The 24,346-nt window shown below is 39.4% G+C and carries 15 protein-coding genes and 1 tRNA gene; 11 read left to right on the top strand and 5 right to left on the bottom strand.

The genetic code is table 11. From position 1 onward, the window contains the following. The first annotated feature begins 10 nt into the window (after positions 1–10). Positions 11–4,390, top strand: coding sequence for a translocation/assembly module TamB domain-containing protein (locus L1283_RS17335; RefSeq protein WP_157698374.1), 4,380 nt, complete (start codon positions 11–13; stop codon positions 4,388–4,390). A 335-nt stretch (positions 4,391–4,725) separates the two neighbouring features. Here L1283_RS17335 and L1283_RS17330 read toward each other — a convergent pair whose 3' ends face one another. Beyond that, complete coding sequence (locus L1283_RS17330) at positions 4,726–6,051, bottom strand: trigger factor (protein WP_088160406.1); 1,326 nt, start codon at positions 6,049–6,051, stop codon at positions 4,726–4,728. 68 nt (positions 6,052–6,119) lie between these two features. Continuing rightward, positions 6,120–6,201, bottom strand: a tRNA-Leu gene (locus tag L1283_RS17325). 149 nt (positions 6,202–6,350) lie between these two features. On the opposite strand from L1283_RS17325, the gene L1283_RS17320 reads away from it, so the two are divergent. The 5 genes from L1283_RS17320 to L1283_RS17300 all read left to right on the top strand — a co-directional run bounded on the left by L1283_RS17320 (position 6,351) and on the right by L1283_RS17300 (position 11,538). Continuing rightward, positions 6,351–6,962 (top strand): hypothetical protein, encoded by a 612-nt coding sequence (locus L1283_RS17320; RefSeq protein ID WP_088160405.1) that lies wholly within the window; start codon positions 6,351–6,353, stop codon positions 6,960–6,962. Then, complete coding sequence (locus tag L1283_RS17315) at positions 6,959–7,261, top strand: winged helix-turn-helix domain-containing protein (protein WP_075991269.1); 303 nt, start codon at positions 6,959–6,961, stop codon at positions 7,259–7,261. The genes L1283_RS17320 and L1283_RS17315 overlap by 4 nt, the downstream gene beginning before the upstream one ends. A gap of 51 nt (positions 7,262–7,312) precedes the next feature. After that, positions 7,313–7,804, top strand: coding sequence for a hypothetical protein (locus L1283_RS17310; RefSeq protein WP_088160404.1), 492 nt, complete (start codon positions 7,313–7,315; stop codon positions 7,802–7,804). A 4-nt stretch (positions 7,805–7,808) separates the two neighbouring features. Beyond that, complete coding sequence (gene creD / locus L1283_RS17305; RefSeq protein ID WP_088160403.1) at positions 7,809–9,275, top strand: cell envelope integrity protein CreD; 1,467 nt, start codon at positions 7,809–7,811, stop codon at positions 9,273–9,275. A 181-nt stretch (positions 9,276–9,456) separates the two neighbouring features. Beyond that, a complete protein-coding gene (locus L1283_RS17300; RefSeq protein ID WP_088163459.1) occupies positions 9,457–11,538 on the top strand; it encodes a S9 family peptidase in 2,082 nt (693 codons plus the stop codon). Positions 11,539–12,004: 466 nt separating this feature from the next. Here L1283_RS17300 and L1283_RS17295 read toward each other — a convergent pair whose 3' ends face one another. Continuing rightward, positions 12,005–12,952, bottom strand: coding sequence for an MlaD family protein (locus L1283_RS17295; RefSeq protein ID WP_088160402.1), 948 nt, complete (start codon positions 12,950–12,952; stop codon positions 12,005–12,007). 61 nt (positions 12,953–13,013) lie between these two features. Continuing rightward, positions 13,014–13,814 carry an N-acetylmuramoyl-L-alanine amidase family protein gene (locus tag L1283_RS17290; RefSeq protein WP_075991265.1) on the bottom strand — a complete coding sequence of 267 codons (801 nt, stop codon included), beginning with the start codon at positions 13,812–13,814 and terminating at the stop codon, positions 13,014–13,016. Positions 13,815–14,015: 201 nt separating this feature from the next. Between L1283_RS17290 and L1283_RS17285 the strand changes: the two genes are divergently transcribed. From L1283_RS17285 to L1283_RS17275, 3 genes are all read left to right on the top strand, one after another. Continuing rightward, positions 14,016–16,649 (top strand): putative LPS assembly protein LptD, encoded by a 2,634-nt coding sequence (locus tag L1283_RS17285; RefSeq protein ID WP_232475686.1) that lies wholly within the window; start codon positions 14,016–14,018, stop codon positions 16,647–16,649. Positions 16,650–16,921: 272 nt separating this feature from the next. Beyond that, positions 16,922–18,181 carry a competence/damage-inducible protein A gene (locus tag L1283_RS17280; RefSeq protein WP_088160401.1) on the top strand — a complete coding sequence of 420 codons (1,260 nt, stop codon included), beginning with the start codon at positions 16,922–16,924 and terminating at the stop codon, positions 18,179–18,181. Between the two features lie 112 nt (positions 18,182–18,293). Continuing rightward, complete coding sequence (locus L1283_RS17275) at positions 18,294–19,643, top strand: dihydrolipoamide acetyltransferase family protein (RefSeq protein WP_088160400.1); 1,350 nt, start codon at positions 18,294–18,296, stop codon at positions 19,641–19,643. Positions 19,644–19,742: 99 nt separating this feature from the next. On the opposite strand, the gene L1283_RS17270 is transcribed toward L1283_RS17275, so the two are convergent. Next, positions 19,743–21,119, bottom strand: coding sequence for an MATE family efflux transporter (locus tag L1283_RS17270; RefSeq protein WP_088160399.1), 1,377 nt, complete (start codon positions 21,117–21,119; stop codon positions 19,743–19,745). Between the two features lie 242 nt (positions 21,120–21,361). On the opposite strand from L1283_RS17270, the gene L1283_RS17265 reads away from it, so the two are divergent. Further along, entirely contained in the window at positions 21,362–21,883 is a 522-nt protein-coding gene (locus L1283_RS17265) for a Sec-independent protein translocase subunit TatA/TatB (protein WP_088160398.1), read from the top strand. Positions 21,884–21,968: 85 nt separating this feature from the next. Continuing rightward, positions 21,969–24,206, top strand: a complete 2,238-nt coding sequence (locus L1283_RS17260) for a Tex family protein (RefSeq protein ID WP_088160397.1) — start codon at positions 21,969–21,971, stop codon at positions 24,204–24,206. Positions 24,207–24,346 lie beyond the last annotated feature (140 nt).

Raw genomic sequence — 24,346 nt, 5'->3', positions numbered from 1 at the left:
AATTAAAATAGTGTCAATAGTCCTTGGTAGTATATTCATTATACTGCTTGCATTGGCGTTATCCCTACAGTTGAAACCGGTACAAAATTATGTTGCCCAAAAAGCTGTCGACTATTTATCCAACGAACTAAACACCAAAATAAGCCTCAAAAGTATCTATTTCAAACCTTTTAAATCTATTGTAGTAGAAGATTTTCAACTCTATAGTCCACAGGGAAAAGAAATATTAAAATCAGGAAGGTTAGAAGCCAACGTCAACCTTTCTCAGTTCATTGAACTGAACAAGATTGTGATCAACAAACTAACCATTGAGGGTACCCAAGCTACTTTTGAGCAATTTCAGGACAGCTCAAACATCTCATTTTTAATTCGTTATTTCAACCCACCTAAGAAAAAGAAAAAGAAAAGTTCAAAAAAAATCATCTTCGATTTAAAGGAACTTGTTATTAAGAACAATGCGTTTAACTATGTTAACCATAGACGTAAACATTACAATAAAGTCGTCGATTTTGGAGATTTAGGGATTTCCAAACTTAACGCCCATTTTGATAAGATAAAAATCGATTCTAATCAAATTTCAGCGAACATCAAGACATTCAATCTTCGCGAAAAGAAGGGTTTAGAGATCAAGGGCCTTCTTGCCCAAACGAAGGTAAGCAATACAAGTATCGAGCTCAGTGAGCTTATGCTAGCCACCAACCGTTCTACATTCAAAAATTACATCAAACTTAGCTACAACAACTTTGACGATTTTTCGGACTTCATCAATAAAGTTCATGTAAAACTTCTTGCACGGGACTCCCGTATTCACTCCGAGGATATTGCTTTCTTTTCCTCGCCTATGCACCAAGTCAAATTTGACGTCAATATCAAGCGGGCAAATCTAGAAGGAACTGTATCTTCCATCAACGCATCACAGGTCGATTTAACAATTGGAAAAAAAACTAGTTTAGCAGGCGACCTCCAGATTATCGGTCTACCAGATATCGACAAAACTAAATTTATTGTTCCCAGCATAGCAATTTCTTCTGAGCACAAAGACTTAAATGCAGTTATTACAGATCTCGGAAATCTAAAAAATTTCAAACTCCCTGAAATTGTCCAGATCTTCGACAAATTTTCATTCAAAGGCAGCCTAAATGGATTATACAATAAATTTAAGACAAAGGGAGTTTTCACGACTGCGATCGGTAATGTTGAGGCTGATGCCTTACTGGATATCCAGAAGGAAATAAAATATGCGGGCAATTTTCAATCTAAAAAATTCGATGTAGGTACGATAACAAAATTAAAAGATCTGGGAGCAACAGGCTTCAATTTACAGGTTGACGGAACAGGTACCGATCCTAAGAAAATGAGCCTAAAGATAAAAGGAGATCTTAGTAATTTCAATTACAAGAATTACAGTTATCAACGTATACAAATTGAAGGAAATACAGAGAAACAGTTAATTCTTGCTTCAGGGCAAATATATGATCCAAATTTAAAACTACAGTTTACCACAGATATCGATTGGTCTGTCAAACCCAACTATCACCTGGATGCTGATATCCAACGAGCCAATCTAAAAAAACTCAACTTCTTTCAAGGGGATTCCATCAACATTATTAACACGAAATTCCACACCAGTTTAATTGGGGACAACATCAATAATATTACCGGCGAATTTAAATCAGACAGTGTCAATTTCACTTCCTCTAAGGGCCAATTCGTCATCCGCAACATCAATTTCCTTGCCGAAGGAGATGAAAATGCACGCTCCCTAACCTTGCAGTCGGCTATCGGACACATTGATCTCAAAGGAAGAATAGACCTCAATACAATTGTTCCTTATTTTAAAGCTTTAGCCATGCGCTACGCTCCGGCAATCGGGTTTGAAAACAACATTTTTAATCGCCAGGACTTTGACCTGAATATTAATATAACTTCTTTTAAGCCGATCGCAACATTCTTTCGAAAGGACATTGCGTTAGACAGCGGTGCAACGCTCAATGCAAAATTTGAAAGTGAAAAACAAACGGCCAGTTTTAATTTTTACGCACCCGAATTCAAGTACAATGGCATTCGGCTAACTCACCTGATTGTCGATCAAAATGCCAACTTGAAGAATATGGAATTGCAGACCTCCATCGATCGCATAAATTTTACCGACAGTACCTATATTAAAAACGTCAATATTTCAAACACCTTGGCAAACGATAGTTTACAATTCAACATCAAAATGTCGGAACTTGAAGCAAGCAATAGTCTGGATCTTAATGGCGTCATACGCTTTGCCCATGCCAAACCTGCCTATATCAATTTCTATCCATCGAATATCTTAATCAATAGAGAGCGATGGCTTGTCAATAATGATGCACAATTGAAAATATCGAAAGGAAAATGGTACTTTGAAAAACTAACACTGAGTCACGACGAACAAAAAGTTCATATCGATGGCATCCTGTCCAACGAAGTCAGTGATCAGATCAATCTCAAATTTCAGGACTTTAATCTTACATCCCTAAATGGGATCACCAAACCCCATGGCATCAATCTCTCCGGAAATTTAAATGGAAATATTGAAGTTAATTCCGTATTCAAAGCACCCTTTATTGTCGCCAATATAAAAACATCTCCTATCCTGTATAACAATATTCCGATCGGCTCATTAGCACTGAATGCCAACTACGATCCCGAAAATCAATTGGTTAAACTAGACAGCAAGATAGAGGAAGGAAATAAATTAATTCAGTTACAAGGTTCCTATAACCACCTAAGCGAAAACAATAAGCTTAATCTGAAAGCTAAACTGGAAAATACAGATGTATTTGTTTTTCAGCCATTTTTACGAAGCTTAGTATCCAATATGCAGGGCAAGGTCACTGCAGATCTTGCTATTGAAGGAGACATCCTGAATCCCAAAATTACGGGTTCTGGAAAATTGGATAACGCTTCGATGGTCATCAATTACCTAAAAACGCCATACCGCCTTTCCGACGAAATTGCGGTTACCAATAACCGAATTTTTCTCACAGGGCTAAAAGTATACGATCCCAAAAACAATGTAGCAACCATTGATGGCGTTGTAGATCTCAACAAATTGAGTGATCCCGATATCGATGTAACTGCCGAAACCAAGAATTTCATGGTATTAAATACCACAATAAAGGACAATAATGTATATTATGGCACTGCTTACGCTTCAGGCACCTTTCAGTTTAAAGGACTAACTTCGGCCATGAACATCAATATCCGTGCTAAATCCGAAGAAAATACGATTATCAATATTCCCTTCAATAGTGCCAGTACAATCTCAGATACCGACTTTATCTACTTTATTGAGAAAGACTCGACCAAAACGAAGAAAAACACTAAAAAACGAGATTTCAACGGTCTGACGATGAATATGGACCTCTTGATCAACCCGAATGCAGAAATAAATCTATTCTCCAGTATGGGCGAATTATCAGGAAGGGGAAATAGCAATCTCAACATGCGGATATCTTCATTGGGGGATTTTGAAATGTTTGGGGATTTTATCATAAACAGTGGAAAATTCAATTTCACTGCCCAAGACTATATCAACAAGATTTTTGATCTCAAAGAGGGCGGAACAGTGCGATGGGCAGGAAACCCAACCGAAGCGAATATCAATATCAATGCCATCTATCAACAAAGAACAAGCTTAGCGCCTTTGTATAATGCAGCAGGCCGGGAAGAAAATCCCGAGCGTGTATTGGCACAGGCCGACATGATCCTAAAAGGGCAGTTAAGTCAGCCGGAAATCACGTTTGATATCAACTTTCCACAAAACCCCGGGGTTAAGGATGAACTGCAAGGATACTTTTCAGATGCCAACAATGTCAATCAACAAGCGCTTAGCCTAATCGTGAGACGAAGTTTTACACCTGGTACACAGACAGACTTCGGTAAAGAAGTAAATAACACCTTGCTATCCGCAGGCACAGAAATAGCATTCAACCAAATCAACAACATCATAGCCCAATCGCTAAACATCAATTTCTTTGATATTAATATCAAATCTTTAAATGATGCATCTGCCTCACTGCGTCTATTCAACGACAGGCTTGTTTTGACAGGAGGTATCTCCGACCGTAGAAGTCAGGCTCTAACGGATTTGAATGTATTTTCAGATCGGGTCTCAACCGATGCCGAGGCTATGTTTTATTTAAGAAAAGACGGACGTTTGGTCCTACGTGCTTCCAATCGCCTAAATACACGTAACTTTCTTCTTAGCCCCAATGACGGCGAATATATTAGTGCTTTCGGATTACTCTATCGGCAGGAATTCAACACCTTCTCGGAGTTCTTGAAAAGGCTATTCCCTTTTGGCAAGAAGACGACTACGACAACTCCTGCTGAAACAAAGAAAAGCAAAGTCAATTAACGTTTTCGTTTAGACCCTTGGCTATTTCAACAGGTCTTTTTTCAATTCTGGCTGAGCTCGTTCAACTCAAGTGGACCATTCCAACTCAAGCAGACCTCTTTCAATTCTGGCAGCCCAACTCCTATTCCAACCGCATTGTCCCTATTCTGGGAGTCCGTCTCGATTCCACCAGCAGAGCTTTTTTTCAGCTCCATATAACGGCCGACACAGGCGATCTTTGGATGATATGAACAACAAAAAAAAGAATAGTGTAAAAGCTGCGACCACACTGCGCTGAAAATAAAAAAGTCCCTCCAAATAGATTGGAGGGACTTTCTTTTTATTTTAAAAATCGCTTATGCTAATTTCTCGAATTCTTTGAATTCAATATCACTAGCATTCAATTTCACTAAACCTTTCAAGTGATCAAATACTTTTAAAGCTTTAGCTTCTTCGAACAAACGATTACCTTGTTCTCTGTCTTGCAACAATTGAATTGCAAATTGGTTCAACTGCTCATCAGAAGGTTCTTCGTTGATGTTGTACATCTTAATTTGCGCGTAGATACGTTCTTTTGCTAAATTGATAACTTCATCATATTTAACTTCAAGACCATTTTCAGTAACAACGCGATTTTCGATGATTGTCCATTTCAAGTTATTCAAGAAATCAGCAAAACCTTCGTTCAATTCTTCTTCAGAAATGCTTGGGTTAGTTGCTTTCAACCATCTTTTCAAGAATTCTTCAGGGAAAGATACATCAACCTTCTCCATACCAAAAGTATACATATCATTACGTAATCTTTGATCTGAATTTTGTTTGAATAAATTCTCAACTTCTTCTTTCACTTTTTCTGTGAATTGAGCTTCTTCTGTTACTTCACCTTCCGCGAATAATTTATCGAAAAATTCTTGGTTAAGATCAGCTTCTTCTAAGCGGTTGATATTCTTAACAGTCAATTCAAATTTAGTGACGTCTAAAGCAGTTGCTTCTTCCTCAGTGATACCTAAGATACGTGCTAAATCTTCAGTTTTGAACGCTTTTTTAACATCAATCTTAACAACATCGTCTTTTTTAAGACCAACTAATGATTTTTTGATCTTAGCATCTTCTACGATATCTGTGCGGATAGAAGTTGTTTTTTCTAGACCTTCCTCTTTATCTTGTTTCAATGTTGCATACAATACATCACCTTCTTCAGATACTTCTGGATTAGTCATTTTTCCATAGCTACGACGCAAGTTCTTGATACGATCTGCCAATGTCTCTTCATCAGCTTTGATTTCGTACGAAGTAAATTCAGTCTCAGCAGTAAAAGGTAATTCAAAAGCAGGAGCAAGACCAATTTCATATTTGAAGTTGAAATTGTCTTTATAATCCCAGCTGTATTGTGCATCATCTTCCAAAGGAAGTGGTTGACCTAAAACTTCTAATTTATTTTCAGCAATATAATTGGTGATTTTCTCATTCACTAATTTATTGATCTCATCAAATAAAATAGATTTACCATAAGTACGTCTGATATGTCCCACTGGAACTTGACCTGGACGGAACCCTGGTAATTTTGCTTTTTTAGCTTGCGCTTTAATCTCTTTGTCGACTTGAGGATTATAATCTTCAGGTGCTAATGCGACGTTGACTACCGCATTGATTGCATCTACATTCTCGTGTGAAATATTCATACTCTTTTTAGCTATATCGCATTCATAAAAAAATCCTCCCGAGGTTTTAAGTTCGGGAGGACATCAAGTGCGGAAGAAGGGACTCGAACCCCCACGCCTTGCGGCGCCAGATCCTAAGTCTGGTGCGGCTACCAATTACGCCACTTCCGCATTAGGATTTCTTTTGATGCCACAAAGATAGAAACCAAACCTATATCCTGCAAGTATTTTCTACTCTTTTTTTTATTTTTTTTCAATATTCTCCCAACCCCTTGCATAATTCATTATTATTCATTTACTTTGAATATCAAAGTACTTTTATGGAACAGAAAGATTTATTTAGAGAACTTGGGCAGATCAGATCATTAATGGAAAAATCGTCCAAATTTGTTTCAATAAGCGGATTATCAGGTGTACTCATGGGCTGTTATGCTTTGGTCGGAACGCTATTGGGATACTATATTATACATCAACCCGAAAGTACCGCTCTACTATTGGGCAAAAATCTGAATGAGCCCCTACTGTTTTTAATGATTGCGCTGATCGTCCTGTTATCATCCCTAGTGACCGGCTGGCTAATGGCACGTAAAAAGGCGAGAAAAAATAAGCAGTCGATTTGGAACATTACAAGCAAATCTCTTTTATTTGCAGTTTCAATCCCTTTACTAACAGGTGGCATGATATCCTTGTTGTTTTTTGTCCAAGGCTACTACCAGCTGATTGCTGCTATGCTGCTGATCTTTTATGGACTGGCACTGACTGCGGGTAGTATCTATACCTTTGCCGAAGCAAAAGGCTTGGGTATACTGGAAATCTGTCTGGGTTTGATTGGTATATGTTTCCCGGACAACGGATTACTATTGTGGGGATTGGGATTTGGTGTGCTACACATCATCTATGGTTTTATCGTTTACAAAAAGTACGAATCGTGAAATTAGATCTTTCCTTATATGACAAAATATTTGAAAACAGAGTTCGCCTCCAAATTATGAGTGTTCTCGCTGCCAATGAAGAATATGATTTTAATTCATTGAAAGAATTGTTGGATGTAACCGATGGTAACCTTGCTTCCAACCTAAAAACATTGGAAAAAGAGGAATACATTATTGTCGAAAAAAGCTTTGTTGACCGGAAGCCGAACACCAGATACAAAAGAACGACAAAAGGACTTAAAGCCTTTGAAAACCATCTTATTGCACTTGAAAATTTAATAAAACAACAATACAAATAATTTTTTTATCTATTTACTTTGAAAACCAAAGTACTTTTAAAACATAATTAAATGAAAGGAATTAGACTGAAACTGATGCTGCACCTCTACAATTGGTCCTCCAAAGTGTATGCAAACATCTTTAAATGGAACAAAAAAGCCTGGGGAATCTCTAAAGCAGATTTCATGACCTACCCCATTGGAAGCATCGGCCATAATTTGGGGCTCTTTTATGAAAGTAAAGGTTTCGATGTCATGCCCAAACTGGAAAATCACGATGTCTTTCATATCCTGACTGAAACCGGAACAGAGATACAAGATGAAATTGCCATGCAATTCCTTTTGCTTGGTAATGGAAAGATAAGCCTGTATCTCATGGCAATGATTTTTATTGGCGGCACCTTATTTCCTGAATACTTCGGTTATTACAAAAAACATTTTCAAAAGGGGCGATCGCTCCAAAGTTTTCATCATTTAGAATTTAAAGAAATCCTTCACTGGCAATTAACGGAGCTTCAAATTGCCTTATACAGCAAAAACATTCAGCTAAACTTAAACCGCTAAAACCATGAACTACAACAATTTACCTCCGACAGAGCAATCCTCATTTTTTGAGAAAATCAGTAATTCTACTGTCCTAAAGCTATTTGTCATTTTCTTTCTTTCCCTCATACTACTTATTCCGCTAGCCTTAATCAGCGATTTGATTGAAGAGCGGAAAAACCGCGAACAGGAAGTATCCGATGGAATTACATTAAATTGGGGAAAGGATCAGGTTATTTCAAGCCCTGTTCTCGCCATCCCCTATCGCGAGACTATCCCACTGTCTACCGAAAAAGCCGAAAAATCTAACCTTAGAGAAGAGCTGAAATGGATATTTGTCTTACCCAAAACTTCCAATATCACAACAGATGTAACACCACAACATCTCTCTAGAGGTATTTATAATGCGGTAGTTTACAACAGCAACATAACATTAGAAGGTTCTTTTGACAAAATATCCCTAGAAAAACTCGAGATCCCTCATGAGCAAATTGACTGGAAAGGCAGCAAGCTTATTTTCGGTATCCAGGATTTTAAAGGCTTAGGCAAGCGCCCATCCTTGAATTGGGATGGAAACGAGTTAACTTTCGATCCAGACTTTAATAATCTCAAATTATTTACTCAAAATTTAGTCTGTCCGGTATCTTTGGATCCGCAGAAAACGGACAATCGTTTCAAGATAAAACTAAATCTAAAAGGATCCAAATCATTGAATTTCCTCCCTCTTAGTGATCAGACAAACATCCAGGCAAAGGGCAACTGGGCTAATCCAAGTTTCACTGGTGCATTTTTACCGAGCAAACGTAATACCGAAACATCAAATTTTTCGGCTTCATGGGAAATCCCTTCGTTCAATAGAAAGCTGCCACAACAATGGACTGGCGATGCACGTCCAATCTATCAGTTCGATAACAAGCTCGCAAATGGAAATGAGGACAATGAACAAAAGGCAGCACAAACCGCCACCAATACAGTTGCCTCTGCAAATAACCTATTGGATAATACGGACATGATTACAATTAACTTCTTACCAGATATCAATAACTATCAAAAAACAACACGAGTTGCCAAATATGGTATTTTAGTCATCATTCTGACCTTTACTTCGCTCCTATTCACCGAGGTGATCAAGAAAAAAAGGATCCATATCATCCAATATATCCTGATTGGAGCAGCGATGGTTCTTTTTTACACATTGTTACTCGCGCTATCCGAGCATATTGGATTTAATCTAGCTTACTTAACCGCTTCCGTGGCTACAGTTATGCTGATTGGCAGTTTCATTAAATCAATTACCAAAGATCAGAAATCGGCGCTGTTGCTGAGTTCAATTTTGGCTTTATTTTATCTCTTCATCTATATCCTTATGCAACTTCGGGATTATTCCCTTATCGCTGGAACAATTGGCATCTTTATCATTTTGGCGATTTTGATGCGCGTTTCAACAAAAATAAACTGGTATCAATTTGACAATAGCCATGTGGATCAATAGACAACATCTGCGACTTTACTGGGTCTTGATTCAAATATTACTTAAAAAATAAGGGATTTGCAATTCTCATAAGCCATTTCTAACTAAAAGAGATGGCTATTTTTTTACTTGACTTAGCATTTATGACCAAATTCTGTAACTTGCGAAGAAATTTTTCAGCGGCATAGATATGTTTAAACAGATGAAAAAACTTACAATACTTACATTAGCGATTATGGCGTGTAACCTCAGCAATGCGCAAGAAAGCAAAGGTGGAAAAAGCAATTTTAAATTAGTGTCGGAATCGCCACAACCGATCAACCCAAGTACACTCTGGGATCTTGGTCGTGTTTCGGCCGAAGGACTTTCTGCAGATGGCAAAACATTGGTATATGGTGTTTCCAATTATAATTTGGAAAGCAATTCAAGTGAAAAAAATCTATATACGATTTCACTGACCAATGGCACCAACCATCAGTTCACCGATCAAAAAGGCGGTGAAACAGTCGTTCAGATCGCACCAAATGGCGACGTAATTTATTTACTAAAAGGGCAGTTATGGAAGAAGAACCTATCTAAGGGTGAAGCACTTCAATTGACAAATGGTGATATCGCCTTAGAAAATGTCAAATTTTCTCCTGATGGAAAACAAATACTCTTCAGTCAGTCCGTTCTTGTAAAAAAATACCACAGCACAGATAAATATCCCGAATTGCCAAAGTCAGACGCTTATATCTATGACAACTTAGATTATAGGCACTGGGATACCTTCAATGATGGTAAGTTCAGTCATCCTTTTGTGGCGAGTTTTATTGATGGTAAAGTTGGTGAGCCGGTAGACCTATTGAAGGACCAAGCCTTTTATAGCCCTCAGGCACCATTTGGTGGCGCCGAAGATCTTGCCTGGTCTCCAGATAGCAAAGCAGTGCTGTATGTCTGTAAAAAGAAATTCGGAACAGACTATGCCGTCAGTACCAATACCGATATTTATCGCTATGATATCGCCAGCGGAACGACTTCCAACCTGACAGAAGGTATGAATGGGTATGACACAGCCCCAACCTATTCTCCCGATGGGAAAAGCCTAACTTGGCTCAGCATGAAAACCGATGGTTATGAATCGGACAAAAATGACATCATGCTATTTGACAAAAACAGCTCAATTCGTTTAAATCTAACAGCACATTGGGATGGTACGGTCAATAGTTTTATCTGGAGCAGTGACAATCGAAAAATCTATTTTACAGCTGCTACGAAAGGTACCGTTCAATTATTTGAACTTGAAGTACCGACCAATATCAAAGCTAAAAGTTTACCAAAAATACGTCAAATTTCGGAAGGTGATTTTGACATCACCGGGATTGTAGGTCAAGTAGCAGACAAATTAATCGTTAGCTCGACAAAGTTTACCCGTGCAACAGAAATCTTTAGCTTTGATCTAAAAACCAAATCTTTAACTCCGGTCACCAAAGTTAATGATGCAAAATACGCAAGCATCAGCGAAAACAAAATTGAGAAGCGTATTACAAAGGCATCCGATGGAGCAGATCTTTTTTCATGGGTAATCTATCCGCCAAACTTTGACCCTGCAAAAAAATATCCAACGATACTTTACTGTGAAGGCGGCCCTCAATCCGCACTGACGCAATTTTATTCGTTCCGTTGGAATTTACAATTGATTGCATCACAAGGTTATATTGTCATCGCTCCAAACCGTAGGGGTATGCCTGGCTGGGGGGTAAAATGGAATGAAGCTATTTCCCAAGACTGGGGTGGTCAGCCAATCCGGGATTACTTGGCCGCCATAGACGATATCTCCAAAGAGTCTTATGTAGATACAACACGCCGCGCGGCGATTGGAGCTAGTTATGGTGGATACTCTGTTTATCAACTAGCTGGAGTGCATCAAAACCGTTTCAAAACGTTCATTGCGCACAATGGTTTATTCGACATGAGAAGCTGGTATGGCACCACAGAAGAACTCTTTTTCGCCAACCACGAACTGGGCGGAGCGTACTGGGATAGCAAAAATGAGAAATCCTATACCGCATTCAACCCGATTGAAAAAGCAAATAATTGGCACACACCAATTTTGATTTTTCAGGGTGGAAGAGATTATCGCGTCCCAATCGGACAAGGACTGGCTGCATTCCAATTGGCTCAGCTCAAAAAAATTAAGAGCCGTCTGGTCTACCTACCGGATGAAAATCACTGGGTACTGTCCGGACAAAACGCACAGGTTTGGCAAAGAGAATTCTTTACCTGGCTTAAAGAAACCTTATAGAAAGTACGGTGAAATCGGATCGGAAGATCACCTACTTTCGCGACTAATAAAGTCGCTCGTAAAGTGCTGAATTTAGCAGAATAGAAACGCCACTCGATGAGTGGCGTTTCTATTTCACCTTATATGACCGTATCATGCTCCTATTAACCAACGATTAATATCAAGTTATAGTTTTACGGGGGTTTTACAGGGGGTTAACAGGGGTATAACAGGGGGTTAGCCCGGGTATACCCCTATTAACCCGGTGTTAATACCCTGTAAAAAGGCAGTTAAAACGGTGCTAATTTAGAACATCGTATAAGCTCGGTTACAGGAAAGTACTGTTCGGTAAAACATAAACCAAGGGAGCAAATTTAGGGTATAGGACCGTCGACAAATTCCAACGTCCAAAGGCAATCCTATGAAAAGAAAAAAGCCTGCTATATGCAGGCCTTTTATGTATATTATCCGATTTGATTGCTGAAATCTACTTTTCACCTTTTTTTCCAAAGATGGAAAGTTTGATATATTTCCCAGGTTTCTCTTTAACGTCCTTCATCAAATTATCCATTTCCTTTGAAGCATTATTAAGATTATTGTATAAAGCTTCGTCATTGAGCAATAAACCGATAGATCCCTTACCACTATTAATTTTTCCAGTGATCTCCTGAAAATCATTGACTGCAGCATTTACTTTGTTCATGGTGTGTTCAAAATCCAATCGGGCGGCCTTATCGGTAATATTATTCAGATTAGACATAATCGCATTGATTTTCTCACCATTTTGTGAAAAATTGGAAGTGATAGATTCCAGATTAGCCATGATTCTATTCAGTCTTCCCTTTTCATCCCCCACTAGACCTTCGACATCTTTGGTGATGCCTTCCACATTTTTTAAAGAAGTGGAAATACTATGAATGCTTCTTTTAAAGTCGTCCTGAAACTGTTTGTCTAAGACAGTATTGACGACCGATAGCGTTGAATCCAGTTTAATGGTAATTGTTTCGATCCGTTTTTGAATGGGTTCAACCTTATCCATTATATTCGGTTGAACACCTGAAGTTAAAAAATCGCCATCCTTTGCCAATTCCTTACTGTTGCCCATTTCGAAAACAATAGCCTTACTTCCCAACAAATCTGTGCTTGAAATTCTCGCTACTGTATTTTTTGGTATATCGTAATGAGAATGGATCTTAAACTCCGTTTTGATCTTCCCATCTGCCTGTAAAATCATTTTTGAAACACGCCCAATCTGATAGCCATTGACCAGGACAGGCTTGGAGGGAGTTAGGCCATCTACAGTCGTATAGGTCGTGTAAAAAGTATTATCGCTGCTAAAAACATCATTTCCTTTTAGAAAGCTATATCCAATAAATAATAAAACTATTGCAACTGTTGCTAATATGCCGACTTTTGTCTCGTTTGAAATTTTCACAAATAACCTATTTAGTAATGATCATTAATTTAAGTTTAAAACAGCATAAAAGCAAATCTGTTTAGCGTTCTACAGAATTTTTATAAATTTTCAGAGCCGAAACCAAATTATCAACAACCTCCTGTTGCCCTTCATCAGACAGGAGATAGCTCTCTTCTTCTCTATTACTAATAAAGCCAATTTCCGTCAATACAGCTGGCATACCTGCTTCTGCTAGCACAGCTAACCCTTTCTCCCAAAATCCTCTACTATATCGGCCCGCTTTCACATACTCACCTTCGATCATCTGTGCCAGGCGAATACTTTTTTCACGGAATCGGTTTTTCATCAAGGAAAAGATGATCGCACTTTCAGGGTCTTTTGGATCAAATCCCTGATAATTTTCTTTATAGTTTGATTCCAGTAACAAGGAAGCATTTTCGCGAACGGCAGCATCTTGCTGTCCCAAACGATGCGAACCAGAGACCAAAGTTTCGGTACCATGTGCACTAGCACCACTGGAATTGCAGTGTATTGAAATAAATAAATCGGCTTTATTGGCATTCGCCAAACGAATACGTTTGTAAAGCTCAACAAATTCGTCGGTCGTTCTTGTGTAGATGATCTTGATACCTGGAATATCCTTCTGAATCTGCTTTCCTAATTTCAAAGCAACTTCAAGGGCTACATTTTTCTCCAACGATCGCCGTCCGGCCGCCCCTGTATCTTTTCCACCATGGCCAGCATCAATTACAATCGTTCTTATTTGGTAGTCCGGAGGCTCTACCTGCCCATTGTTTAATTTGAAAGAATTCAATAAAAAAAATCCCAAAGTAGCAAACACAACGCTACACCATTTTCTAATTCTTAAATCTGATTTCATTGAATAATTATTTGCTCTACTATAAACGAATCAAAATGAGTCTATATTATTTCTTTAATAGATAACGATATTTAACATATTTTCTATTGCTTTTTTGACTAATTTTGTCTCTCGAAGTTTAACATTATTTCACAAAAATAACATTTGTCTTTAATTTTGAAGTCGTTAATCAACATTTTAACACTATTTATCATTCTTGCAATGGGCAATTCTAGCTTTGCTCAAAGTAATATTCCTTTAAAACAGAACGGACTTCAAGATAAAGATCCTATTTCGGCGACCAATAAATCGCAAGACACGAGTAAATCCAAAACTGCAGATACGACCAAATCTGTAAGCGATACGACCAAGAAAAAAGGAAGTGGTTTGCAGGCTGAAGTGAGTATTATTGCGGTTGACTCGCAGAAATCTGAAGTTGCCAAGAATATAAGTCACCTTTATCGCGGAGCAAAGGTAAAATATCAAGATTTTGAACTTTCTGCCGATTATATCCGTCTTGACCGAAACAAGAAAAAGATTTTTGCTTCTGGGATCTATGACAAAAGTGGTAAATATGTAGGGCGTCCTATCGTCATCATGGGAAATGGTGAATCACCGAAAACGGTAGACTCACTCTATTACGATTACGAAAAACAAGAGGGAAACACCTACGGTATTATGACCGAAGTTGATGGTGGATTTATCCAGGCCAATATTGTGCGAAAGAATATCTACGACGAAATGTCGATATACAAGGGATTATATAGTACCTGTAATCTACCCTATCCGCATACCCATTTTGGCATTCATATCACCAAAGGAATTGTCACTAAAAATCAGATTATTTCCGGTCCGGCTTATCTTGTGGTAATGGGTGTCCCCATGCCGGTGGCATTTCCATTTGCGTTTTTCCCAAAACCAGATAAAAGAGCATCTGGATTTCTCTTCCCATCTTTTGGGGAAGATTATACCAGAGGATTCTCGATGCGGGATATCGGTTGGTATTTGGCCTTCAACGATTATTGGGACAGTGAGATTAGAGGTTCCTTGTATTCTAAAGGTTCATGGGAAGCGTCCATCAATACGCGCTATACCGTCAACTATAAATTTAACGGTGGTTTTAATATCCGTTATGCCAATACCAAAACGGGTATTGAAGGAACATCTAATTATGGCTCCAATAAGGATTTTAATGTCACTTGGAACCATACCCAACGCCAGGAAGCCAATCCAGGAACATCTTTCTCTGCAAGTGTTAACTTTGGTACAAGTTCTTTCTTTCAAAATACCGGAACGGGAAGTACACAAAACACCTATGAAAACCTTGCACGTAACCGGATGGGCTCGTCCATCAGTTATGGAAAAGTATTTGCCGATGGCAAGGTAAACCTCACGGCCAGCTTAACGCATAATCAGGATATGGCTACGCGCAGTATACAGATGAGTTTACCAAATATCAGCTTAAACGTATCCTCTTTCAATCCATTTGACAGTAAAGACCGTGTCGGTGAACAAAAATGGTATCAACGCATCAATGTCGGTTATAGTTTCCAAGCACAAAACTCGGTAAGCACCATTGATACATTGTTATTTAAACCAGGGGGGTTCAAGAAATTCCAAAATGGTTTCCAACATAATATTCCAATCAGTTTATCACTCAATGCTTTTAAATATTTTCAGTTCAACACCAGTGTAAACTATACCGAGCGTTGGTATTTACAAAGTACACGACAAAGCATCGACAATACTGCCGCAGGTTATAAACAACGTATCGATACCGTTCAGGGATTCAATCGTGCATACGATTACTCTGTTTCGACCGGACTTTCGACCAAGGTTTATGGTAATTATTTCCCTAAAATAGGTAACCTTAAGCAGATCAGACACGTCGTTACACCGTCGATCAACCTGAACTATAGACCCGATTTTTCGGATCCAAGATATGGTTTCTATCAGCATTATAACGATCAATATGGGAACAGAAATGTATACTCAATCTTTAGTCAGGGTGTCTACGGATCTCCTTCTGCAGGAAAATCTGCAGGGATAGGCTTTTCCATTGACAATAACATCGAAGCAAAAGTCAAAAGTAAATCCGATACCACGGATGGAGGCATGAAGAAAATCCCTATTCTTCAAGGTTTGACGTTCAGCGGAAATTACAACTTTGTTGCCGACTCGCTAAAGTTGTCCCCAATTACTTTCTCTGGCCGTACAGCTTTTTTCGACCAAAAGATGAATGTAAACTTCAACGGTACATTTGATCCCTATTCGGTCAATGAAAATGGTGTCCGCGTCAATCGCTATGCCATTAAAGACGGTAGCCTTGCTCGCCTGACAAACTTTGGTCTTTCCTTTGACTATAGTCTGAATCCTAAGGCTGCAAAATCCCGTAATAACAATATCGATTCTTTAAGAAAAGAAATGTCTGGAGCAGGTATGACTCCTGAGCAAGCACAGGCCTTGGCTCGAATTAGCTCAGATCCAAACGCATTTGTGGACTTTAATATCCCATGGAACCTTGCGGCATCGTTCAGTTTCAATATGGCAAAATCGTTCAACTCCAGTACGCGGAGAATGGAAAGTCAAATCACAAGTACCTTAAATTTACATGGTGATTTCAGTGTTACACCCAAATGGAAGGTAACCTTTCAATCGGGATACGATTTCAAACAGAAGGAAGTGGTCATGACCTCTTTCAATATCTATCGGGATCTACATTGTTGGGATATGTCATTTGGCTGGATGCCTTTTGGGCGGTTCCGAAGCTATAACGTCACCATTCGTGCAAAGGCATCGATCTTACAAGATCTTAAGCTCACAAAAAGAGCCAGTTCAGGAGGCAGTTATTTTTAAAATAACTGCTTTTTTTTTGAAATGCTATACCTGTATTGGTCAGCAGAACCATCAGCTTCTTTTCAAAAAACTTCTTCCATCAAATACATTTTTAACATTTCGTTGAGTCGCAATTTTATGTAAGTTTATATCCTGAATCTTCTGGTATTGAATTTTCATTTTTTAGGCGCTAGCGCATGGACATTTTAACACCAAAAGATTGAGAAAATCCAACACTATCCCCACAGATGCATTTTTCAAAGTAGGGAGGTGATCGCATAATTATTTTAAAGATGAAAGCAGAGATTATTACCATAGGCGATGAGATCCTCATCGGTCAGATCATTGATACCAATTCAGGCTGGATTGCCAAGCAACTGCTCCAATTCGAAGTCGATATCGTTCAAATGACATCGATCCCTGATACCGAAGAGGCTATTTCAACGACATTGAAAGAGGCCTCAGCTCGAGCAGATCTTATTTTAATCACCGGAGGTCTGGGCCCGACGAAAGATGATGTGACAAAAAAAACTGCCGCAGCGTATTTTGGAACCACCTTGATACGGGATGAGCATGTACTTCGGCACGTGACCAACATATTTGAATCGCGCAATCTAAAAATGCTCGACATCAATCTGCAGCAGGCCGATGTTTTGGCAAATTGTGAAGTCCTATTTAACGACTATGGCACTGCACCCGGCATGCTGGTACACCAGAACCAAAAGAAGTTTATTTTTATGCCTGGAGTGCCATTTGAGATGAAATTTCTGATGGAAAAACATGTGCTGCCTTTATTAGCCAAACAGGATCCTGACTTATTTATCTGTCATGAGACAATTTTGGTCGGCGGAATCGGAGAATCCTATTTGGCAGAAGAAATAAAGGATATCGAATCAGAACTTCCTTCAAGCATAAAATTGGCCTATCTACCAACCTTGGCCTTTATCCGATTGAGACTCTCTGGTAAAAGCAGGAATAAATCTGACATTATGCTCCAGGTTGCCCTTTTTAAAACAAAGCTACTCCATCGTTTACAACAATATGTCATTGCAGATTATGATACCAGCATCGAACCTTATTTAATTAAAGAGCTTAGCCGCCGAGGTGCTACATTGACTACCGCAGAAAGCTGTACAGGTGGTAGCCTTGCCGCTTCAATAACCGCAGTAGCAGGAAGCAGCGTTATATTCCTTGGTGGTACTATCCCCTACTCCAACGCTTTAAAACAACAATTGTTGAACGTCAAAGAAGCAACACTGATCCAATATGGCGCAGTAAGTGAGCAGACTGCTATCGAAATGGCTTCCGGTTCAAAAAAGGCATTTTCGTCGGATTATGCTATTGCGACAACTGGGATAGCGGGGCCAGGTGGTGGAACAGTTGAGAAACCAGTTGGCACGATCTGGGTAGCTGTTGCGGGAAAAAAAGAAGTTTTAACCAAGAAGTTTCAGTTTAATAACGAAAGACTGATCAACATCGAACGTACCCGTATGAATGCTTTATTACTTTTGTGGAAGTTGCTGGTAAAAGAAAAAGAACAAGACACACAATAAAGTAAAATAATATTTCAAAGAATACCTTATTTAAGGAATAATATTTTAAATTGTTGAAAGTAAACCACAATTTATTTAACTTCGTTTTTCTATAACGAGATTGCTAAAAAATATGGCTTTATATAAACTCTTGCTCCCAAAAATGGGAGAAAGTGTATCCGAGGCAACAATCACAAAATGGTTAAAACAACCTGGTGACCTGATTGATGAAGATGACACTTTATTGGAAATCGCAACGGACAAAGTTGATTCAGAGGTACCTTCCCCTGTAAAAGGTGTTTTAAAAGAGCATTGCTATACCGTAGACCAGACTGTCCAAGTTGGTGAAGTCGTTGCAATTATAGAAATTGAGGGCGAAAATGAAGAACCTGCGATTCAAGCACAAGAAAATACAGCTCCTTCAGCGACAGCTCCCGAAGAGATCATAGAGTTGAATATCCCTGGTGTAGACCAGCTGCCAAATGTAGCGGCTGAAACTTCGTCTTCTCCCTACGAGAATACCCTTCGTTTCTATTCACCTTTAGTAAAGAATATCGCACGTCACGAAGGATTGTCCCAAGATGAACTTGACCGTATCCAGGGTACTGGAGCAGAGGGAAGAGTGACAAAGGAAGATATTTTAACGTATGTAACACATCGAGATTCATCGGCAAAAACACCAAAGTCTATTCCGGCAGAGCACACGAACACGGCTACAGAATCTCCGAAAATAATCTCCACTGCTCCATCGCATGTTCACACTGTTGCCAATGGCAGTGATGAAATCATTGAAATGGACCGCATGCGAAGGTTGATTGCAGACCATATGGTCAAAAGTGTACAAACCTCTCCCCATGTATGTTCTTTTGTTGAGGCAGATGTAACCAATTTAGTTTTGTGGCGCAATAAAGTTAAAGATGCCTATAAAAAACGCGAGGGAGAAAACATTACGTTCACCCCTTTGTTTATCGAGGCGATTAGCAAGGCGCTCAAAGATTTTCCATTGGTCAATATCTCGATCGACGGTTACAATATCATCAAGAAGAAAAACATCAATATTGGTATGGCGGCAGCATTGCCTAATGGCAATCTCATCGTTCCTGTTATCAAAAATGCAGATCAATTAAGCTTAGTAGGTTTGAGTAAAAGTGTCAACGACCTCGCACAACGGTCACGGGCAAATAAATTAAAACCTGACGACACACAAGATGGCACATTTACATTCACCAATATCGGCGCTTTTGGCAATATTATGGGAACTCCTATCATTAACCAACCGCAAGCTGCAATCTTGGCTGTAGGTACAATTACGAAAAAACCAGCAGTCATAGAAACAGAGTATGGTGATATGATTGGTATTAGACATATGATGTATCTTTCACTTTCTTACGACCACCGTGCAATCGATGGTGCCCTCGGAGGTACCTTCTTAAAACGTGTGGCGGACTACCTGGAAAATTGGGATAGCAATAGAGTAATCTAGCCATCAAAATTGATAAATAAAAAAAGGCTCTTAATAGACATGCCCCAAAAAGTTAGACACTTATTTGGGGCATTTTTATTATTTAAAATATATTTTTTGTTACTTAAACATACTTTGTTCGAATTGTATTTTCTTCTTCTTGATCACCAATTGAAACCGCAGATAAAGTAAAAGCGAAGAGGTTAACAAGCCTAATGTCAGCCCATACCAAATCCCCTTAATACCCCAGTTAAATACCACTCCCATGAGGTAGCCACTTGGTAGCCCTATAATCCAATAAGCAATAAATGTGATTAGGGTTGGAATATTCACATCCCCCATACCACGTAACACCCCCAGACCGACAACTTGCGTACCATCAAACAATTGGAAAAGTCCCGCAATAATCAACAGCTGGGAAGCAATAATCACCACAGCATGATCTGAGGTAAAGATATAAGGTAAATAATTATTCAACAACGCGAACAAAGACGCTGTAATCACCATAAAGATCAACACCAATTGATACGAAGTGATGGCAAATCGTTCGAGGCGAAAAAGGTTTCTATTACCATAACTATTCCCCACCTTGATTGTTGCAGCAGCAGCGATACCACTCGCCATCATATACGTCATCGCGGCCAGCTGGATGGCTACTTGATGAGAAGCTTGCGCTGTAGCACTTATCGTACCGGCTAATAGGGAAGCCCCTGCAAAAGCCCCAATTTCAAATACATATTGCATAGCCACGGGTGCTCCGATGCGCACGATCTTAAGCAATCGTTGCCGATCTACCAATGTCACCTTAAAATATTGAATATATCCTTTAAATTTCTGCGATCGCAATACATAGGTCATCATCACAGACATCATTAACACACGGTCGATCAATGTACTGTATCCGACTCCCTTCACCCCCATAGGGCTAATGCCAAACATCCCTTTGACAAAGATGATCGCCAAAATAATGTTCAGTACATTTCCCCAAATAGTTACATTCATGGCTTGCTTTGTAAAGCCAAGGCCTTCGGCAAATTGTTTAAATGTGCTAAATACCATCAACGGAAGCATCGATAAACTCAGAATAAGTAAATAAGGCTTTGCCTCCTTCACCACAGCCGGATCTTGGTTGAGGTGATCGATAGCCAACATCGAACCAAAGTAAACTAAAGCGAACAACAAGAGTCCTGCGAGAATATTTAACCAAAAGCTATTGGACAACAATATGGCACATTCTTTTTTATTATCACGGCCATTCTCCTGTGCAATCAACGGCGTGATGCCATAAGCAATTCCCAACCCGATGACCATAACAACCATAAAAACAGCATGTACCAACGAAACTGCGGCCAATGGAATGGTTCCTGCAAAATGTCCAACAATCACACTATCTGCGGTATGCACCAGTGTATGTCCCAATTGTGAGATCACCACTGGCCCCGCCAATACCATCGTACTTTTGTAATACGGTTTAAATGTTTTAAATTTTCCCAACATAATCGATTTCCCTAAAAAAATAGCCACAAAAATACGAAGATATTGCTACCCTATCGTCATATTAAAAAATATTTAGCAAAAATATAACAATTTACACCCATCAAATAACCGCACTTTGTTAAGTAATTTTTATGTTTCAAATACCTTAAAATTATCTTAAATTTACTTTTGGGTCTAAGAACTATAGAAATATAAATGTACCTTAGCATCTAGTTAGTAATCAAAAGAAGAGGAAAAAGAGTATGTACAATCCAGTAATAGCATTTCTAAACATCGGAACACAAGAGATGATCTTAATTGTGTTTGCAATCTTGTTACTTTTTGGAGGCAAAAAACTTCCTGAATTGGCGAGAGGTTTAGGAAGAGGAATACGTGAGTTCAAAGATGCATCAGAAGGTATCAAACGTGAAATTTCAGATCAAATCAATAATTTCGAGAAAGACATAGACGTTAAAACAGAAGTAAAAGAAGAAGCTGTTCCTAATGATGTGCGTTTAGCTGAGGAGAAGGCTCAAGTAGCACACGAAGAAGAGGCTAAGCCACAGGAAACCGTAGAAGGTTCAGAAACAGAGCAGCCTAAGAAAAAATATGAATTCACAACACCTGCCGGTGTCGTCGAACATAATCCGCATAAACAACCCGATTACGGCGAAGAGCCATCCCACATCACGTACGGGTATAACGATCATTTTGCAGAAACTAAAAACAACGAGGTAGAAGATAAAAAAGTTCCTGAGCAGGACAATACCAATAAACCTGCTTAATTTTACTACTTTAGTTTATAATTAGATATACTTAGAGCTGTTGAATGGTGATTCAACAGCTCTACTTTTTAAGATTAAACCGACAATGAGCTTATCAACACACGAAATTACTATTGCTAACGAGCTTTCTATTAGCGAAAAACAGGTTCGCACGACTATAGCACTATTAGACGAAGGCGCTACCGTTCCGTTTATCTCACGCTACCGTAAGGAAATGACTGGTAGTTTGGACGAAGTTCAAATCACCAATATCAGAGATCGTTTCCAGCAGCTGCGCGATTTAGATAAACGTAAAGAAGCTGTTCTTAAATCTATCAACGATCAGGGGAAATTGACAGCGGAGCTTGAGCAGCAGCTTTTGAATGCCGAAACCATGGCCAGTCTTGAAGATATCTATTTGCCTTACAAACCTAAGCGTAAAACCCGCGCCAGTGTGGCACGTGAAAAAGGTCTGCAACCTTTAGCGGATCTTATTTTGGCGCAAGAAACGGGCGATTTCCTCGCCCTTGCGGACAGTTTAATAGATGAAGAAAAAGGCGTAAAAAATACAGAGGAGGCACTAGCAGGTGCCCGCGATATCATTGCAGAGGTCATTGCCGAAGATGCGACAGTGAGAGCCAAGTCGAGAGCGATATTCCTCGAAAAAAGTGCATTTGTTTCAAAGGTAGTTCCTGGAAAAGAAGACGCCGCCCTAAAATATAAAGATTATTACGAATGGTCTGAATCTTTGAAAGATGCACCTTCCCATCGTGTGCTTGCGATGCGCCGTGGGGAAAAAGAAGAGCTGCTCTACTTAGATATAGCGATCAATGAAGAAGAAATTCTACCCCGTATCGAATCCATCTATGTTAAGGGTGCCAACGATGCCGCAGCTCAGGTAAAACTCGCCTTGGTCGATAGCTATAAGCGTCTGTTAAAACCTTCCATGGAGACTGAAATTCGTGTATTAACACGCCAAAAAGCCGATGAAGAAGCCATCAAAGTTTTTGCCGACAATGTTCGTCAATTACTTCTAGCCGCTCCACTAGGGCAGAAAAGGCTGCTTGCAATCGACCCAGGATTTCGTACAGGCTGTAAAACGGTTGTTCTGGATGAGCAGGGACAGCTCAAAGAAAATACGGCTATCTTTCCACATACGGGTGCCAATGGACTGGCAGAAGCAAAAAAAACAATTCAGTATTTAGTCTCGAAATACGATATCCAAGCCATCGCAATCGGCAATGGAACAGCGGGTCGAGAAACGGAGGAATTTGTACGGAAACTCGGATTAAATAACGTTACCATCGTTATGGTCAATGAAAGTGGAGCCTCTATTTATTCGGCTTCCGAAACTGCTCGTGAAGAATTTCCAGATCAAGATGTTACGGTACGTGGTGCAGTATCTATTGGTAGACGATTGATGGATCCCTTGGCTGAGCTGGTTAAGATCGATCCAAAATCGATCGGTGTCGGACAATATCAACATGACGTTGATCAAAATAAACTCCAAACTTCTCTGGACGACACCGTTATCAGCTGTGTAAATGCGGTCGGTGTTGAACTGAATACTGCCTCCAAACAAATCTTATCCTATGTTTCGGGTCTAGGTCCATCTTTGGCCCAACAGATCATCAAATACAGAAATGAGAATGGTCCATTTGCATCGAGACGTGAACTGAAAAAAGTTCCTCGCCTTGGTGATAAAGCATTTGAACAAGCCGCAGGATTCCTTCGCATTCGCCATGCGGTAAATCCATTGGATTCCTCTGCAGTACACCCCGAACGTTATGCATTGGTGGAACAAATGGCCAAAGACTTGGGAAAAAAAGTGGAGGACCTATTGACAGATGCTGACCTCAGGAAATCTATTCCCCTAAAAAATTACATTTCGGAGGAAGTAGGACTACCGACATTAAACGATATTCTAAATGAATTAGCAAAACCCGGATTAGATCCAAGGGAAAAATTCGAAGCATTTTCATTCACGGATGGGGTCAACAGCATTGGCGACTTACGGGTTGGCATGAAACTGCCGGGAATCGTGACCAATATTACGAATTTCGGTGCCTTTGTTGATATTGGCGTACATCAAGATGGCCTGGTACACCTAAGCCAATTATCTAATCGCTATATATCAGATCCCCATGAAGTCGTCAAAGTACAGCAACACGTCATGGTAACGGTAACAGAAGTAGACGAAAAACGTAGTCGCATTGCATTGTCAATGAAAACAGATGAGAAGCCTGCGCTACCCAAAAACAAAAAAAATGATTTTAAAAAGCAGGCCGAACCACAAACGGATATGGCCAGCAAGCTAGCTGCATTGGCAAGTAAATTTAAATAGATACATTTAACTCCGAATCAAAAAAGCTGACCGTTCGCTGAACTGCCAAGAAAAGTGTCTAACTTTTTGGAGGCAAGGCATCGCCTGGTCAGCTTTTTTTGATTCGATTAAATCCAATGTTCGTCATTCGTGTCGCTGTT

It is taken from the genome of Sphingobacterium sp. HSC-15S19, assembly GCF_050433745.1.
Lineage (GTDB): Bacteria > Bacteroidota > Bacteroidia > Sphingobacteriales > Sphingobacteriaceae > Sphingobacterium > Sphingobacterium siyangense.
The sequence above is the reverse complement of the archived record's forward strand: the minus strand, read 5'-3'. Positions and strand labels throughout refer to the sequence as shown.